Annotated in this window: 17 protein-coding genes; 9 read left to right on the forward strand and 8 right to left on the reverse strand. The window is 69.7% G+C overall.

Features of this window, described 5'->3' with window-relative positions:
• Window positions 1-26 precede the first annotated feature (26 nt).
• The 5 genes from E3O25_RS14730 to E3O25_RS14750 all read right to left on the reverse strand — a co-directional run bounded on the left by E3O25_RS14730 (window position 27) and on the right by E3O25_RS14750 (window position 4252).
• Window positions 27-539: a DinB family protein gene (locus tag E3O25_RS14730; RefSeq protein ID WP_134361521.1), complete on the reverse strand. Its 513-nt coding sequence runs from the start codon at window positions 537-539 to the stop codon at window positions 27-29.
• Between the two features lie 198 nt (window positions 540-737).
• Window positions 738-1967 (reverse strand): sulfate/molybdate ABC transporter ATP-binding protein, encoded by a 1230-nt coding sequence (locus E3O25_RS14735; protein ID WP_092106101.1) that lies wholly within the window; start codon window positions 1965-1967, stop codon window positions 738-740.
• Window positions 1968-2223: 256 nt separating this feature from the next.
• The gene (locus E3O25_RS14740) at window positions 2224-3006 is read right to left on the reverse strand and encodes an ABC transporter permease (RefSeq protein WP_134361522.1); all 783 of its coding nucleotides are present in this window, start codon (window positions 3004-3006) and stop codon (window positions 2224-2226) included.
• Between the two features lie 68 nt (window positions 3007-3074).
• Window positions 3075-3851 (reverse strand): molybdate ABC transporter substrate-binding protein, encoded by a 777-nt coding sequence (gene modA / locus E3O25_RS14745; RefSeq protein WP_092106105.1) that lies wholly within the window; start codon window positions 3849-3851, stop codon window positions 3075-3077.
• Window positions 3848-4252, reverse strand: coding sequence for a molybdopterin-binding protein (locus E3O25_RS14750; RefSeq protein ID WP_092106107.1), 405 nt, complete (start codon window positions 4250-4252; stop codon window positions 3848-3850). The genes modA and E3O25_RS14750 overlap by 4 nt, the downstream gene beginning before the upstream one ends.
• 388 nt (window positions 4253-4640) lie before the next feature.
• Here E3O25_RS14750 and E3O25_RS14755 point away from each other — a divergent pair, with 388 nt between their 5' ends.
• The 6 genes from E3O25_RS14755 to E3O25_RS14780 all read left to right on the forward strand — a co-directional run bounded on the left by E3O25_RS14755 (window position 4641) and on the right by E3O25_RS14780 (window position 9477).
• Entirely contained in the window at window positions 4641-5930 is a 1290-nt protein-coding gene (locus tag E3O25_RS14755) for a ThiF family adenylyltransferase (protein WP_092106109.1), read from the forward strand.
• A gap of 2 nt (window positions 5931-5932) precedes the next feature.
• Entirely contained in the window at window positions 5933-7567 is a 1635-nt protein-coding gene (gene glp / locus E3O25_RS14760; protein WP_241988613.1) for a gephyrin-like molybdotransferase Glp, read from the forward strand.
• A complete protein-coding gene (gene moaC, locus E3O25_RS14765; protein ID WP_092106111.1) occupies window positions 7564-8073 on the forward strand; it encodes a cyclic pyranopterin monophosphate synthase MoaC in 510 nt (169 codons plus the stop codon). The genes glp and moaC overlap by 4 nt, the downstream gene beginning before the upstream one ends.
• A 163-nt stretch (window positions 8074-8236) precedes the next feature.
• Window positions 8237-8959, forward strand: a complete 723-nt coding sequence (locus E3O25_RS14770; RefSeq protein ID WP_134361523.1) for a molybdenum cofactor guanylyltransferase — start codon at window positions 8237-8239, stop codon at window positions 8957-8959.
• Between the two features lie 6 nt (window positions 8960-8965).
• The gene (locus tag E3O25_RS14775) at window positions 8966-9238 is read left to right on the forward strand and encodes a DUF6457 domain-containing protein (protein WP_092106117.1); all 273 of its coding nucleotides are present in this window, start codon (window positions 8966-8968) and stop codon (window positions 9236-9238) included.
• The gene (locus E3O25_RS14780) at window positions 9238-9477 is read left to right on the forward strand and encodes a MoaD/ThiS family protein (RefSeq protein WP_134361524.1); all 240 of its coding nucleotides are present in this window, start codon (window positions 9238-9240) and stop codon (window positions 9475-9477) included. Before E3O25_RS14775 ends, E3O25_RS14780 begins: the two co-directional genes overlap by 1 nt.
• A gap of 107 nt (window positions 9478-9584) precedes the next feature.
• On the opposite strand, the gene E3O25_RS14785 is transcribed toward E3O25_RS14780, so the two are convergent.
• On the reverse strand, window positions 9585-10007 hold the full coding sequence (locus E3O25_RS14785) for a molybdenum cofactor biosynthesis protein MoaE (protein WP_134361525.1): 423 nt from the start codon (window positions 10005-10007) through the stop codon (window positions 9585-9587).
• A complete protein-coding gene (locus E3O25_RS17600) occupies window positions 10007-10522 on the reverse strand; it encodes a molybdenum cofactor biosynthesis protein B (protein WP_241988614.1) in 516 nt (171 codons plus the stop codon). The genes E3O25_RS14785 and E3O25_RS17600 overlap by 1 nt, the downstream gene beginning before the upstream one ends.
• A 277-nt stretch (window positions 10523-10799) precedes the next feature.
• On the opposite strand from E3O25_RS17600, the gene E3O25_RS14795 reads away from it, so the two are divergent.
• The 3 genes from E3O25_RS14795 to E3O25_RS14800 all read left to right on the forward strand — a co-directional run bounded on the left by E3O25_RS14795 (window position 10800) and on the right by E3O25_RS14800 (window position 13705).
• Complete coding sequence (locus E3O25_RS14795) at window positions 10800-12125, forward strand: MFS transporter (RefSeq protein ID WP_092106123.1); 1326 nt, start codon at window positions 10800-10802, stop codon at window positions 12123-12125.
• Between the two features lie 83 nt (window positions 12126-12208).
• Window positions 12209-12334 (forward strand): hypothetical protein, encoded by a 126-nt coding sequence (locus tag E3O25_RS17720; protein ID WP_255576223.1) that lies wholly within the window; start codon window positions 12209-12211, stop codon window positions 12332-12334.
• A gap of 141 nt (window positions 12335-12475) precedes the next feature.
• Window positions 12476-13705, forward strand: a complete 1230-nt coding sequence (locus E3O25_RS14800; protein WP_134361527.1) for an NAD(P)/FAD-dependent oxidoreductase — start codon at window positions 12476-12478, stop codon at window positions 13703-13705.
• A 95-nt stretch (window positions 13706-13800) separates the two neighbouring features.
• Here the strand turns inward: E3O25_RS14800 and E3O25_RS14805 are convergent, their stop codons facing one another.
• Window positions 13801-14151: a DUF488 domain-containing protein gene (locus E3O25_RS14805; RefSeq protein ID WP_134361528.1), complete on the reverse strand. Its 351-nt coding sequence runs from the start codon at window positions 14149-14151 to the stop codon at window positions 13801-13803.
• Window positions 14152-14160 lie beyond the last annotated feature (9 nt).

Genomic DNA, 14160 nt, shown 5'->3' on the forward strand with positions numbered 1-14160 from the left:
CTGTTCTGTACGGGAGTAAACCGGGGTCAGACGCCGGCGCGGTCGGCGAGGCCGCGCACGAAGGCGGCCTGGCCGGCGTGCTGCAGGTCGTCGGAGAGCACGCTCGCCAGACGCACGCCGACGGTGACGGCGGGGGTCCAGGACTCGTCGACGATCCGGTCGAGGTCGGCGGCGGCCAGGCTGCCCAGGTAGGCGACGGTTGCGGTGTGCACGGCGTCGTAGTAGCCGCCGAGCAGCTCGGCGTCGGCTTGCACTGCGGCGACATCGGCGGAGGTGTGTCCGTAACCGGTGGCCGTCGGCCCGAACGGCAGGGCGAAACGGTCAGCCCAGCCCTGGTCGGCATACACCTGGGCGGTGCCGGCAAGGTCGGCGAGGTGGTCGTCCTGCACGCGGGACAGGTGCCAGGTGAGCCAGGCGATGGTGTTGGCGTCGGCATCCGCTCGAAAGGTGAGGGTGGCCGCGGTGGCATCCTTCAAGGTGCGATGCAGGGTGCCCTGAATGCGGGAGAACTCTTCGATGAGCAGTTCGGACGGGGTCATGGGTCTCCTTGGTTGTTCCTTCACCGTACTCCCGCTTGCGGACGGGGCCCGGGCCCCGTCCACCGGCCCAGTCTAAAAACTTGGCCCAGGAACGGGGCCCGGGCCCCGTCCCTGAAAAGCTCCGAGGGGGCACCGTGCGGGGGCCCGAAGTTTCGCAAATCTCCGCGGTCGTGAACGAGACCGGCCAGTATGACGACATCAGCGGTGGTACGCGCTCACCTCGGTGGCCTTGACCGAGAGCCAGACCGTTGAGCCCAGCTGCAGGCCGAGATCGGCGACCGCGGCGGGGGTGAGCTCCGCGATGATCTCGGGGTCGCCGCTCGTGCGCAGGCGCACCCCGCTGCTGCCCGGCTCGATGCCGGTCACCCGGGCCGACCAGACGTTGCGCGGGCTCGCGTGACGCGGCTGTTCCGTCTGCACCACAACGGATGCCGGGCGAAAGACAGCTGCGGCCGACGCGTTCCCCGACCCGGGCGCGAGCGGGATTCGCGGGCTCTCGGCGGGGTCATCGAGGGCTTCGAGGGCTTCGGCGATTCCGGCGGCTTCGGGGTCATCGGAGGCTATGGCTTCAGCGGCGGGTCCGGCGGACGCGAGGGCTGCGGCATCCGCTGGACGCACCGCGAAGGTGCGGCCGTCGGGGGCCACGATGGCTCCGTTTTGCACGGTTCCGACCACGAGGTTGACCCCGGCGAGGGCCGCGACGAACGGGTTGCGGGGGGCGGCGAGCACGGCAGCGGTCGTGCCCTCGTCGATGAGGGTGCCGTCGTGCAGCACGGCGACGCGATCCGCGAGTACGACCGCGTCGACGATGTCGTGGGTGACGATGATGGCGCTCGTTCCGGTTTCGGCGAGCTGTTCGCGAATGAGTTGGCGCATGAGCGGCGCCGTTTCGGCGTCGAGGCCGGCCATCGGTTCGTCGAGCAGCAGCACGCGCGGGCCGGCGGCGAGGGCACGGGCGAGGGCTACGCGCTGCTGTTGTCCGCCGGAGAGCGCCCCGGGCACGCTGTCGCCGAGGCCGGTCAGGCCGACGCGGTCAAGCCAGCGGTCGGCCTGCTGTCGGGCCTGGGCAGCGTTCAGGCGGGCTTCGCCGACGCGCAGCGCGAAGGCCACGTTGGCGCGGGCGCTGAGGTGCGGAAAAAGCAGGGGCTCCTGCCCAAGCAGACCGATGGCCCTGTTTTCGGGCGCCACGACACGCCCCGGCGCGGTGAGAACGGTGCCGTCGAGGGCGACGCTTCCGCTGGACGGGGTGGCCAGGCCGGCGAGCAGCTCGAGCACGGTCGATTTGCCGGAGCCGTTCGGGCCGAGGAGTGCGAGCACTTCGCCGGGAGCGAGCGTGAGCCGCAGATCGAGGGAGAACGAGCCGCGGGTGAGCTGCAGATTGGCCGTGAGCAGTGCGTTGGCGGCGGATTTCCAGAGGGCGGGGGTCATGAATCGCTCCGATTCCGGCCAGCGGGGCGAGCAGGAATTAGGGTCGGTCGCGGGGTTGCGGCTCGCGTCGGTGCGGTTCTGGCCTGATGCGGACTCGCGGACCGGGCGCGGCCGGCGGCATCCGTGGCCGCCCGGGCGCGCTGGCAGAACGCAGGTCGAAGGTCGGCGGGACCGGCGGCATCCACTGCCATTCGTGTGCGCTGGCAGAACGCAGGTCGAAGGTCGGCGGGACCGGCGGCATCCACGGTGACCGGCGTCACGAGAGCACGCTCGCTCGGCGGGTTCCGACCAGCACGAGGATGATCACGGCGACCGCGATCAGCAGCAGCGACAGGGCGACGGCCTGGTCGGTCGTCACACCCGAGCCGTTGAAGGCGGTGTAGATGGCGAGGGGCATGGTGCGGGTGACTCCGGCCTGGTTGCCGGCGAACAGGGCTGTTGCGCCAAATTCGCCCAGGGCGCGAGCGAAGCTCAGCACCGTTCCGGCGAGCAGCCCCGGGCCGACGAGCGGCAGGGTGATGCGGGCGAAAACGGTGCCGCGACCGGCGCCGAGGGTCGCGGCGACCCGTTCGTAGCGCACGCCCGCGGTGCGCAGGGCGCCCTCGACCGCGATCACGAGGAACGGCAGGGCCACGAAGGTCTGCGCGATGACGACGGCGGCGGTCGTGAAGGGAATGCGCAGCCCGGCCAGTTCGAGGGTGCTGCCGAGCACACCGCCGCGTCCGAGCAGGGAGAGCAGCGCGATGCCGCCGACGAGGGGCGGCAATACGAGCGGCACGGTCACGAGGGTGCGCAGCAGGCCGGCCACGCGCGGCGTCGACCGGGCGATGACGACGGCCAGCGGCACGCCGAGCAGCAGGCAGAGCACGGTTGAAACGGATGCCGTCGCGAGCGACAGTCCCAGCGGCTGCAGTGCTTCCGCCGAGAGGAGCAGGGCGGGCAGGGCGGGCCAGTCAACCTTGAGCAGGAGTCCGGCGAGCGGCAACACCAGCAGGGCCAGGCCGATGCTCGCGGGCAGGTAGAGCAGGCGCGGGATCATGCGCGGCCGTCCGGGTTCGGGCGCTGTCCTCGCACCTTTTCTTCCCGGGCCCGGGAAGACAGTCCAGGTCACGGGGCGAGAAATCCGTGGGCGGCGAGCACGGCCTGACCGGCGGGCGACAGCACGAGATCGACGAAAGCCTGGGCGGCCGCAGCGTGCGCGCTGCCCTGCACGACCGCGATCGGATAGTGCCCGACGACCGCGTCCGCTCCGGCCGGAGTGACGCCCTCGACGCGGCCCGGGTTGGCGGCGACGTCCGTCGTGTAGACGAGGCCGGCATCCGCTTCGCCGCCGGCGATCTTGGTGACGACGGCCGTCACATTCTGCTCCTCACTCGCCGGCGTGAGGGTGACGCCCGCGTTGGCGAGCAGGGTAGCGGATGCCGCCCCGCACGGAACCTGGGCCGCACACAACACGGTGATCACGCCGGGGCGGGCGAGATCTTCGAGATTTTCGATCTTCAGCGGGTTGCCCGGGGCGACCGCGATACGCAGGGTGTTCCCGGCGAACAGGGTGGCCGGGCCGGTGTACCCGGCGGAGGCGAGCGGCTGCAGGTTGATCTGGTCGGCGCTCGCGAACACGTCGGCGGGGGCACCGGCTCTGATCTGGGTGGCGAGGGTGGCGGATCCGTCGTAGGTGACCTGCACGTCGATGCCCGGATTCTCGTCTTCGAGAAGCACAGCGAGCGCGTCGAAAGCCCCGGTGAGGGACGCAGCGGCGTAGACGCTGAGGGTCTGCGGCTCGAGCTCGGTGGCCGGCGAGCCGGCGTCCGTGGCGGTCGATGGCGCACAGCCGGTCAGGGTCAGGGCGAGCACGGCCAGGGTTGCCAGGGCTAGGCGGGTCATGACATCCGTCCCGGGGTTTCGACGATCACGTTGGTGGCCTTGATCACGGCAACGCTGAGCGAGCCAATCTCGAGGCCAAGTTCGCGCACGGCCTCGCTCGACATGAGCGAGACGATGCGGTGCGGGCCACATTGCAGTTCGACCTGGGCCATGACCGTGTCCATCGTGATAGCCGTGACAATGCCGACGAACCGGTTGCGGGCGCTGCGGCCCACACTCGAGGGGTCTGCCGGGGCGCTCGCCTGGTCGACGGCGAACGCGGCGAGCGCTGCGCCGTCTACCGCACGGCGACCGGATGCGTCGGCATCCGCTGCGAGACGGCCACCGTCGACCCAGCGTCGCACAGTGTCGTCACTGACGCCGAGCAGCTCGGCGGCCTCGCTGATCCGATATTGCGTCATAAATTGCACGATAGCACCGCATTTGCGGTTTCAGGCCGCTGGTTGACCCTGGTTCTTCGCGACAACCCGTGGCTAATTCAGGAAGTCGGCGTTCGGATGGCCGAAATACCGTCGTTTCGGGGCGATTGCCGGGTGATTTCCTGAATTAGCCCCCGCACCGGCCGACGCACGCGCATAACTCCTGCACATTGGTCGCGACAGCCAGCACAGCCCACGGAAACAGGGCCATCACGCCTCGGGCGGCGGCAGATTGCAGGAGTTATGCGCGGCTACCCGGGGCAGACGAGGGGTCATGGCATCGCACGGGGCGAATGGTCCGGAGGCGAGCGCGCGGGACGCTGGCCTGAAATGGGTGGCCGCGGCGCCGCGCAGCGCCTAGCGTTAAGTCATGGCTATTCCTCCCCTTGTTGAGCCCGTCGACCGGCTCAGCACATCCGAATCCGTGCGCACCGCTCGCCAGCGTCGCCTCCCCCAGCTCAATGAACTCGGCCAGCGCCGCCTCGCCAACGCCCGGGTGCTCGTGCTCGGCGCCGGCGGACTCGGCTCCCCCGCCCTGCTCTACCTCGCAGCGGCCGGAGTGGGCACCATCGGCATCGTCGACGGCGACGACGTGGAACCGAGCAATCTGCAGCGCCAGATCATCCACGGCCAAGCGGATGTCGGCCGCCCGAAGGTAGACAGCGCTGCGGAACGTATCGCCGAGATCGCCCCCGAATCCACCGTGGTGCGGCACACCGAACGCCTAGTCTTGGCCAACGCGGCCGAGATCATCGGCGGCTACGACGTGGTCATCGACGGCACCGACAATTTTCCGACCCGATTCCTCGTGAACGACACCTGCGCGCGCCTGGGACTGCCGCTGGTGTGGGCATCCGTTTTGCGCTTCGACGCGCAACTTTCGGTATTCTGGGCCACCCCGCCCAAGGGCTCGGGCGTGACGGGCGTGCACCTGCGCGACCTGTTCCCGACGCCGCCGGCCGAGGGAGAGGTGCCCAACTGCGCCGACGCCGGTGTGCTCGGCGCGCTCTGTGGTCAGGTCGGGTCGCTCATGGCGACCGAGACCATCAAGCTCATCACCGGCATCGGCTCGCCGCTGATCGGCCGAGTGCTCGTGATTGACGCGCTGTCGGGTCGGTTTAGCGAGATCCCCCTGCTCGGAACCGGCATTGCCGCCGAGCCGACCGCCGCCGAGATTGCCGCCGAGCTCGCGCAGGCTTCCACGGCGAGTATCCCTGAAATTTCGAGTGTTGAACTCGTCACTCGCCTCGCCGCCCAGAGCGCTGCCACCGACAATTTTCTCGTCGTGGATGTGCGCGAGCCGAGCGAGTACGCCGAGAGCTCGATTCCGACGGCTCGGCTGCTGCCCCTCGGCGAGCTGTTGACCGATGGCGTGCTCTCACCGAGCGGCCGCGCCGCCCTGCCCGACGACACCCCGCTGATCGTGCACTGTCACGCCGGCGGCCGCGCCGCCCGGGCCGCGAACGCGCTGCGCGAGGCCGGTTTCACCGACGTGTCGGTGCTGACCGGCGGGATCCTCGCCTGGGATGACCTCGTCACGGCCGGCCGGGCGCCCGGATTCGGCAGCCGCTGGGCTTCACTCGAGACCACCGCGACCGGGCGGCACGCGTCAGCGCGTGATGAGGCCGGCAGCACCGGCCGGCCCGACAGCCTGGTCTGACCGTGACCGACACGCACCGACCCGACCTGCCCGCAGGCGCTGCCGCCGGGCTTTTTGCCGAGTCGGGGCTTCCTGAGAGCGCTGCCCGCGCCGCAGCGACGAGCGACCGCGTGGGCAACTCCCACGACGGGCACCGCCACACGCACACCGACAAAGCGGATGCCTGCGCCCCCGCCGCGTCCGCCCGCACCGTTTCCGAGCAACTCGCGTTCGTGCTCGGCAGTGTCGCTCCCCTGCCGCCCGTGCGCGTCGAGCTCGACGCAGCCCGCGGGCTCGTGCTGGCCGAAGACGTGCTCACCGTGACCGACACGCCGCCCTTCCACAACTCCGCGATGGACGGTTACGCCGTCATCCGCGCGGACCTGCTCGGGGCATCCGTTCGGAACCCGATCACCCTGACCGTCGTCGCCGACCTCGCCGCCGGCACCGCCGAGAACCCGCGTCTGGTGCCCGGGCAGGTTGCGCGCATCATGACCGGCGCGCCGATTCCCGACGGAGCAGATGCCGTCGTGCCGATCGAGGACACCGACCAGGGCACCGAGTTGGTCACGATCGTTGCAGCGCCAGCGGTCGCGGCTCATGTGCGCCGGGCCGGCGAGGACGCCCACGCCGGCGATCGGGTGCTCGCCGCGGGCAGTGTGCTGTGGCCCGCCCGAGTCGCCGCTGCAGCGAGCGCCGGAACGAGCACGGTGCTCGTGCACCCCGCACCGCGGGTGGCCGTCATCTCGACCGGAAGCGAACTCGTCACACCGGGCAGCCCGACCCGTCGCGGCCAGATTCCCGACTCGAACTCCTTTCTGCTCTCGGCGGCCGTCGCCGAGGCCGGCGGCATTCCCGTGCGGATCGGCGCCGTGCCCGACGACGACGATGTGCTGCGTGCCTTGTTGGCCGAACTGGCCGGCACGGTCGACGTGATCGTGCTCTCCGGCGGTGTGAGCGTCGGAGCGTACGACGTGGTCAAAGCCGTGCTGAAACCGCTCGGCACTGTCGACTTCGGACCGGTCAAGATGCAACCCGGCAAGCCGCAGGGATTCGGACGCTGGCCCGCCGACGGCAACGTGCCCGGACCACTCATCTTCGCCCTGCCCGGCAACCCGGTTAGCGCCTACGTGTCGTTCGAGGTGTTCGTGCGTCCCGCGCTGCGGCGGCTGCTCGGGCACGGCACCGCCCAGCCCCCCGACCCGACGCTGGAGCCGACCGGCGCGGCGATCGACGAGCCCGCGTTGACGGACAGCGACACGGGTGCCGCCAGCACAAGAACCAGAACCAGCACCAGCACCAGCACCAGCCACGCCGCAACAGACCAGCACACACCGGACCACCCGTCCCTGCACCGACGCACCGTCACTGCCACCGTGACCGACGGCTGGAACTCTCCGCCCGGACGCGCCCAATACATGCCTGTGATCGTGACCGACCACACCGTGATCGAGCACGATCCCGCCCTCATGACGGCCGAGGGCAGCACGAGTGCCAGCGCCGGCAGCATCCGCTTGGAAGTGCGCCCGGCCTCCCGCGGAGGGTCGGGTTCGCACCTGGTCGCCGGACTGGCCCAGGCCAACGGACTCGCCATCGTGCCCGAAGACACGATTCACATTCGCGGCGGCGACCGCATCACTGTCATGCTGACATCATGACGCACACCACCGACACGACCGGCGCGCCCGTGCCCGCTCAGCCGTTCACCCACCTCGACTCGACCGGACAGGCCCGCATGGTCGACGTGACCAACAAGGTTCCCACCGTGCGCAGCGCCACCGCCGCCGGCTTCGTGCGCTGCGGCCCGAGAGTGATCGCGGCCCTCCGCGACGGCACCGCACCCAAGGGCGACGTGCTCGCCGTGGCCCGCATCGCCGGAATCCAGGGTGCCAAGAAGACCGCCGATCTGCTGCCCTTGGCCCACGTGATCGGGGTACACGGCGCCGTCGTCGACCTGATCGTTGAAGATGACCGCGTCAGCATCACCGCCACCGTGCGCACCGCCGACCGCACCGGCGTCGAAATGGAGGCATTCACCGCCGTCTCGGTCGCCGCCCTCGCCGTCGTGGACATGGTCAAGGGCCTCGACAAGTCCGTCACGATCGAGAACGTGCGCCTGCTCGCCAAGAGCGGCGGCAAGAGCGGCGACTGGCTGCGCGCGTGACCTGGCCGTCTGCCGCGCACACTGTTCGCTCAAACGGATGCCCCCACCCGGCGCGCACCCGCCGCACCCCGCCAACCATGAGCGCGCCCGAAACGGGTAGCCGCTACGCCGATTACCGTAGCGGCTACCCAAACCGGGCGCGGTCACGGCCCGGGAACCCCTCATGAGCCCACATCCCACCACCATCGACCTCATCGTGCTCGCCGGTGGACGCGGCAGCCGTCTCGGCGGCGCACTCAAGCCCGCTGTCGAAGTGGCGGGGCGCACCCTGCTCTCCCGCGTGCTCGACGCCCGCCCGGTCGCCCGGCACGCGGTCGTGGTCGGTTCGCCCGCTGCTCGGCCCGCTGCCGGCGACCATGCGGGTGCTGCCTTGAACTGGGCCCTCGAAGATCCACCGTTTGGCGGCCCGGTGGCCGGCATCGCGGCCGGCCTGACGACCCTCGCGGCGAACGCCGATGAGCCCGCCGACTGGTTGCTCGTGCTCGCCTGCGATCTGCCCTGGGGAGCGGATGCCGCGCGCCTGCTGGTCGCGGCAGCATCCGCTCTTGATACGGCGAGCCTCACGGCACCGCTCGACCCGGCGCCGCCGGCGCCTGCTCTCGACCGGCCGGAACACGATACCGTTCCGAGCGTCGACGGGGTGCACCTGGTCGACGCCAGCGGCCATGCGCAGTGGCTCGCCGCAATCTACCGGGCCCCCGCCCTGCGAGCCGCCGTCAGTCGCCTGGGCGATCGCGTCAACGGTGCCAGCATGCGCGAGCTGCTCGCGGGGCTGAACCTCGACGGGCTGCCAGACGAATCCGAAACCGGCACCGACGTCGACACGTGGCAGGATGTTGAGAGCAGTTCCAACCGTTTGACCCACGCAAACCCGACCGAGGAGTGACCCCGAATGAGCTCTGCACCGCTGCCTCCCGAGGCGCTCGACGAGTGGCTCACGGCCCTCGCCGATCGGCTCCAGCTCGATCCGGCCGACGTGCCGGTGGGTGACCTGCTCGATGTGGCCCGCGACGTCGCCCATAACGTGGCCCGACCGGCCGCGCCGCTCAGCACCTTTCTGATCGGCCTGGCCGCCGCGAAGAACGGCGGAACCGGCGCCGACATCGAAGCCGCCTGCACGGCCGCGAGCGAACTCGCCCGCGACTGGGCGCCCGAGAAACTCTGATGGCAACCCTGCGATTTTTCGCCGGCGCCGCCGAAGCCGCGCAGACCGAGACGGCCACGCTCGACGCCGGCACGATCGGCGAACTGCGCACCCAGCTCGGCGAGCACTACGGCAGCGAGTTCGTGCGCGTGCTCGGCCTCTGCTCACTCCTCGTGAACGGCGCCCGCGCGAGCGATGACGCGGTCACGCTCGCGCCCACCGACACGGTCGACGTACTTCCACCCTTCGCCGGCGGCTGACCCCGTTCATATCTGCGGAGATTTTTAGCTGAACGCCCCGGCCCGGCGGCGAAACAGGCGTTTTCGCGCCGATCTCCGCAGTTCTGAACGGCCACCCCGGTAGTACGTCACAAACCGACCCAGGAATTCGTTCCGTCGACCTCGTATTGCTTCTTCCAGATCGGAACCTCGGCCTTCACGGTTTCCACGAGCGATTCGCAGGCCGCGAATGCATCACCGCGGTGCGCGCTCGCGACCGCCGCGACGAGGGCAAGGTCGCCCACGTCGAGATGTCCGATGCGGTGACTGACCGCCAACACCACGAGCGGATGCTGCCCCCGCACCCGGTCGGCGATCTCACCAATAAGGCGCCCCGCGTCGGGATGCGCACTGTAGTCGAGACCCGTGACGCGGCCCGTGGCATCGGGATCGTGGTCGCGCACCTGCCCGATGAACGTCACCACGGCGCCGTGCGTCGCATCGGACACGGCCGAAATGTGCTCGCCGACGTCGAGCGGCGACTGTGTGACCCGGGCGAAGCCGGCAGCCATCAGTGGTCGCCGCCGTCGAGCTGATCGATGACGTGCCGTACGAGCGGCGCGAGGATGGCCACACCGTCGCGCACCGCGCCGACCGAGCCGGGCAGGTTCACCACCAGAGCACCGTTGTTGCCGACCGAATCGGCGATGCCGGCGATACCGCGGGAGAGCACCGCGGTGGGGATCGTCGCGACGCTGACGGCGCGCATCCGCTCGGAGATGCCCGGCAGAATCGTGTTCAGCAGCGTGGCCGTGCCCTCGGGCGTGAGGTCGCGGACCGAGACCCCGGTGCCGCCGGTCGTCACGACGAGGCGGGCGCCGTCGCCGAGCGCCGCCGAAATGGCCCCGGCCACACTCTCGATTCCGTCAGGCACCACGCGCGGCGCACCAGCCGGAATGCCGACCTCCAAGAGCGCATCGACCGCGGCCGGCCCCGACCGATCCTCGCGTTCGCCGCGCGAACAGCGATCAGACACGGTGATCACGACGGCCCCGAGTTCGGCCCCAAGCTTGAGCTGAGTTTTCACCGTTCCACAGTACCCCGACGCAGGCAGAGCGCTCCGACCCAAGCGGATGCCCGCCCGTGCTCGCGGCACGCGGTCGAGCTCCCGGCACGGGTTGGAACACGTGCCAACCGGGCGTACGCGTGCCACGAGCGACCGGAGGAGGCAGCGGGCCGGCCACCGGCATCCGCTTTGGCGGGATTCATTTGTCACGGTGTTTGCCCGATGCACCCCGATCGGCAAGCGAACAAGCTTGCTAGTACAACGGGCCGCATGCCCGACCGAACAACCGAGGAAGCCCATGTCAACCGTCTCACCCCCACGTGTCACGTCCACGCTGAAGCCGGACCTCTCCAACTGGGATCCGGAACACGACGAAACCTGGGATTCACGCCTCGCCTGGCGCACGCTGTGGATCACGACCTTCAGCATGACCCTCGGTTTCGCCGCCTGGTACCTGGTCAGCGCGATCGCGCCCAGGCTCAATGACATTGGCTTCGACCTCAGCACCAGCCAGCTGTATTGGCTCGTCGCGCTGCCCGGCCTGGCCGCCGGACTGCTGCGCCTCGTGTTCATGTTCCTGCCGCCGATTCTCGGCACCCGCATTCTCGTCGCCCTCTCCAGCGCCCTGCTGCTGCTGCCGATGATCGGCTGGACCCTCGTCGCTCGCGACGTGTCCACCCCATACTGGGTGCTGCTCGCGCTCTCGTTCGCGGCCGGCATCGGCGGCGGCAGCTTCTCTGGTTTCATGGCCTCGACCAGCTACTTCTTTCCCAAGCGCCTCGCCGGAACCGCACTCGGCCTGCAGGCGGGCCTCGGCAACTTCGGCATCGGCCTCATCCAGCTGCTCACCCCCTGGGTCGTCGGTTTCGGCCTGCTCGGCACGGCCGCCCTCACCCCGGAGAGCGACTCGAACGGTGAACTGGTCTGGCTGCACAACGGCGGACTCGTGCTCATCCCCTGGGTCATCCTCGCTGTCATCCTCGCTCTGCTCTTTCTCAAGCGAGTGCCGATCAAGGCCAACTTTCGGCAGCAGCTCGACATCTTCAAGGTCAAGCACACCTGGATCATGACCGCCATCTACCTGATGAGTTTCGGCGCCTTCAGCGGCCTGGCCGCGCAGATGGGCCTGATCATTCTCAACGTCTACGGCGACTTTCCCGACGCTCCCAACCCGCTCGCCTTCGCTTTCATCGGCCCCGTCGTCGGCGCCCTGGTGCGCGCGGCCTCCGGCCCGCTCTGCGACCGGTTCGGCGGCGCCATCTTCACCTTCATCGGCGGCGCGGGCATGGCTGTCGGCACCCTGGTCACGGTGTTCTTCCTCACCCCGACGAGCGTCAACGAGTTCTCCGGCTTTCTCACCGGCATGATCATCATCTTCTTCTTCTCCGGCCTGGCCAACGCCGGAACGTTCAAGCAGATGCCGATGATCTTCCCCAAGCGGCAGGCCGGCGGCGCGATCGGCTGGACCGCCGCGATCGCCGCCTTCGGACCGTTCATCGTGGGTATGGCCCTCACCGCCATGAGCCCGACGGCGTTCTTCATCGGCTGCTCGGTGTTCTGCGTGATCTGCACCGGCCTCGCCTGGTTCTACTACGCCCGGCCCGGCGCGCCCAACCCGAGCTGACGCTCCCTCCTCCCACCCGAGGCCCCCTCTCCTCCAGCGGGGGTCCTCGGGTCTTTTTCTGCCCGGGGGGCCATACTAGAACGATGGAACCCATCGGCGGCGACCCGGTCTGCTGGCTCGAACAGGTCTGCCCGGAGTGCGGCGCCTACGTCTCCGGCGAGCTGCCCGCCCCCTGCTGGCGCTGCAATACGGTGGTCTCGCCGAGCTGAGCCTGCCCGCGGGGGCCGCGCGCGGCATCCGTCACCCGCCCGCGCCCAGCGGATGCCGCCTCGCCGCCCGCAAACCGCCCCCTCGCCCAAACGGGCAAACCCTCATACAGTCAGAGCACGCTTTCGAGGGAGGACCACGCAATGGCCGACCAACAGACTTTCGTGATTGTGGGGGCGTCGCTCGCGGGGGCGAGCGCGGCCCGCACCCTGCGCGATGAGGGCTTTCGCGGGGAGGTCCACCTCATCGGCGCCGAAGAACACCTTCCCTATATTCGCCCGCCGCTGTCGAAGGACTATCTCGCCGGCAGCGCCGACCGGGCATCGGTCTTCGTGGAAAGCAAGTCCTGGTACTCCGACTGCGACGTGCAGTTTCACCCCGGCACGCGCGCGGTCAGCCTCGACCTCGAGGATCGCCGGGTCGGCACGGATGATGGCGGATCACGCCGGTACGACCGTCTGCTGTTGACCACGGGTTCCCGGCCTCGCCGCCTGACCGTGCCGGGGGCCACCCTGGCCGGCGTGCATTACCTGCGCACCCTCGACGACTCCGACCTGTTGCACTCGCTGCTCGCCGACGGCGGCAAACGGCTCGTCGTCGTGGGTTCGGGCTGGATCGGCCTGGAAGTAGCCGCGACGGCCCGAACCCTCGGCAACGACATCACCGTTCTCGAACGCGGCGCCGTACCGCTCGCTGCGGCGCTCGGCAGTGAACTCGGCGCCCTGTTCGCAACCCTGCACGAGGAGCACGGGGTGACCGTGCGCCGATCCGTGGTGGTCGAGGGCCTGGTCGGTGTCGGCGGCCAGGTGACCGGGGTGCTGCTGGCCGGCGGCGAAATCGTACCCGCCGACCTCGTACTGGTGGGCATCGGCGTTGTCCCGAACGTGGAACTCGCCCAGAAGGCCGGGCTGGCCGTCGACAATGGAATCCTGGTCGACGCCAACCTGGAGACGAGCGACCCGCACGTGTTCGCGGCGGGCGATGTGGCCAACGCGCAGCATCCGCTCGTGAATCTGCGCCTGCGCAGTGAACACTGGGCGAACGCCCTGAACGGCGGCCCGGTCGCAGCCAGGGCGATGCTCGGCCAGGATGTCTCTTTCGACGCCATCCCGTACTTCTACACCGACCAGTTCGACCTCGGCATGGAGTATTCCGGCTTTGGACCGCTCACGCGCGGCGCCGAGCTGGTCTACCGCGGCGACCGAGCCAGCCGGGAGTTCGTGGTGTTCTGGCTGAACGCCGGCCGGGTGGTCGCCGGCATGAACGTGAACGTCTGGAACGTCAACGACGCCGTGCAGGCCCTCATTCGCCGCGATGTCCCGGTCGATCCTGCCCGCCTGGCCGACGAGTCCATCTCCCTCGAGCGGGTCTAGCGCCCCGACACACGACCGGTGCAAGCGGATGCCGCCGCACCGGTCGTGCCGCGAGCGGATGCCGCACATCCGGACTGAGGGGGCGAGCTGCGCGGCTACTCCTCGAGGTACTCCGCGAGCACCCGGGCATGGTTGACGTGCGGGTCCTTGGCCCCGTAGATCAGGGTGGTGACCCCCTGGGCGGCGAGCGCGCGCAGCTGCACGACGGCCGCTTTCGTCTCGGGCTGAGAATCGAGCTCGGCGCGGTAGCGTAGCGCGAACTCGTCCAGGCGCTCGGGGTCGTGGTTCCACCAGGTGCGCAATGCGGGCGAGGGGGCAACCTCCTTCAACCACTCGGTGAGATCGGCGCGCTCCTTGGAGACACCGCGCGGCCAGAGTCGATCGACCAGCACCCGACATCCATCGGCAGTGGATGCCTCCTCATAAGCCCTCTTGATGCGCACCATAAAAAAAGA

It is taken from the genome of Cryobacterium sp. TMT1-3 (assembly GCF_004402315.1).
Classification (GTDB): Bacteria; Actinomycetota; Actinomycetes; order Actinomycetales; family Microbacteriaceae; genus Cryobacterium; species Cryobacterium luteum.

Bases quoted from the DNA above. Each gene is read 5' to 3' on its own strand.
- E3O25_RS14730 (WP_134361521.1), bottom strand. From the start codon at position 539: ATGACCCCGTCCGAACTGCTCATCGAAGAGTTCTCCCGCATTCAGGGC.
- E3O25_RS14735 (WP_092106101.1), bottom strand. From the start codon at position 1,967: ATGACCCCCGCCCTCTGGAAATCCGCCGCCAACGCACTGCTCACGGCC.
- E3O25_RS14740 (WP_134361522.1), bottom strand. From the start codon at position 3,006: ATGATCCCGCGCCTGCTCTACCTGCCCGCGAGCATCGGCCTGGCCCTG.
- modA (WP_092106105.1), bottom strand. From the start codon at position 3,851: ATGACCCGCCTAGCCCTGGCAACCCTGGCCGTGCTCGCCCTGACCCTG.
- E3O25_RS14750 (WP_092106107.1), bottom strand. From the start codon at position 4,252: ATGACGCAATATCGGATCAGCGAGGCCGCCGAGCTGCTCGGCGTCAGT.
- E3O25_RS14755 (WP_092106109.1), top strand. From the start codon at position 4,641: ATGGCTATTCCTCCCCTTGTTGAGCCCGTCGACCGGCTCAGCACATCC.
- moaC (WP_092106111.1), top strand. From the start codon at position 7,564: ATGACGCACACCACCGACACGACCGGCGCGCCCGTGCCCGCTCAGCCG.
- E3O25_RS14770 (WP_134361523.1), top strand. From the start codon at position 8,237: ATGAGCCCACATCCCACCACCATCGACCTCATCGTGCTCGCCGGTGGA.
- E3O25_RS14775 (WP_092106117.1), top strand. From the start codon at position 8,966: ATGAGCTCTGCACCGCTGCCTCCCGAGGCGCTCGACGAGTGGCTCACG.
- E3O25_RS14780 (WP_134361524.1), top strand. From the start codon at position 9,238: ATGGCAACCCTGCGATTTTTCGCCGGCGCCGCCGAAGCCGCGCAGACC.
- E3O25_RS14785 (WP_134361525.1), bottom strand. From the start codon at position 10,007: ATGGCTGCCGGCTTCGCCCGGGTCACACAGTCGCCGCTCGACGTCGGC.
- E3O25_RS14795 (WP_092106123.1), top strand. From the start codon at position 10,800: ATGTCAACCGTCTCACCCCCACGTGTCACGTCCACGCTGAAGCCGGAC.
- E3O25_RS17720 (WP_255576223.1), top strand. From the start codon at position 12,209: ATGGAACCCATCGGCGGCGACCCGGTCTGCTGGCTCGAACAGGTCTGC.
- E3O25_RS14800 (WP_134361527.1), top strand. From the start codon at position 12,476: ATGGCCGACCAACAGACTTTCGTGATTGTGGGGGCGTCGCTCGCGGGG.
- E3O25_RS14805 (WP_134361528.1), bottom strand. From the start codon at position 14,151: ATGGTGCGCATCAAGAGGGCTTATGAGGAGGCATCCACTGCCGATGGA.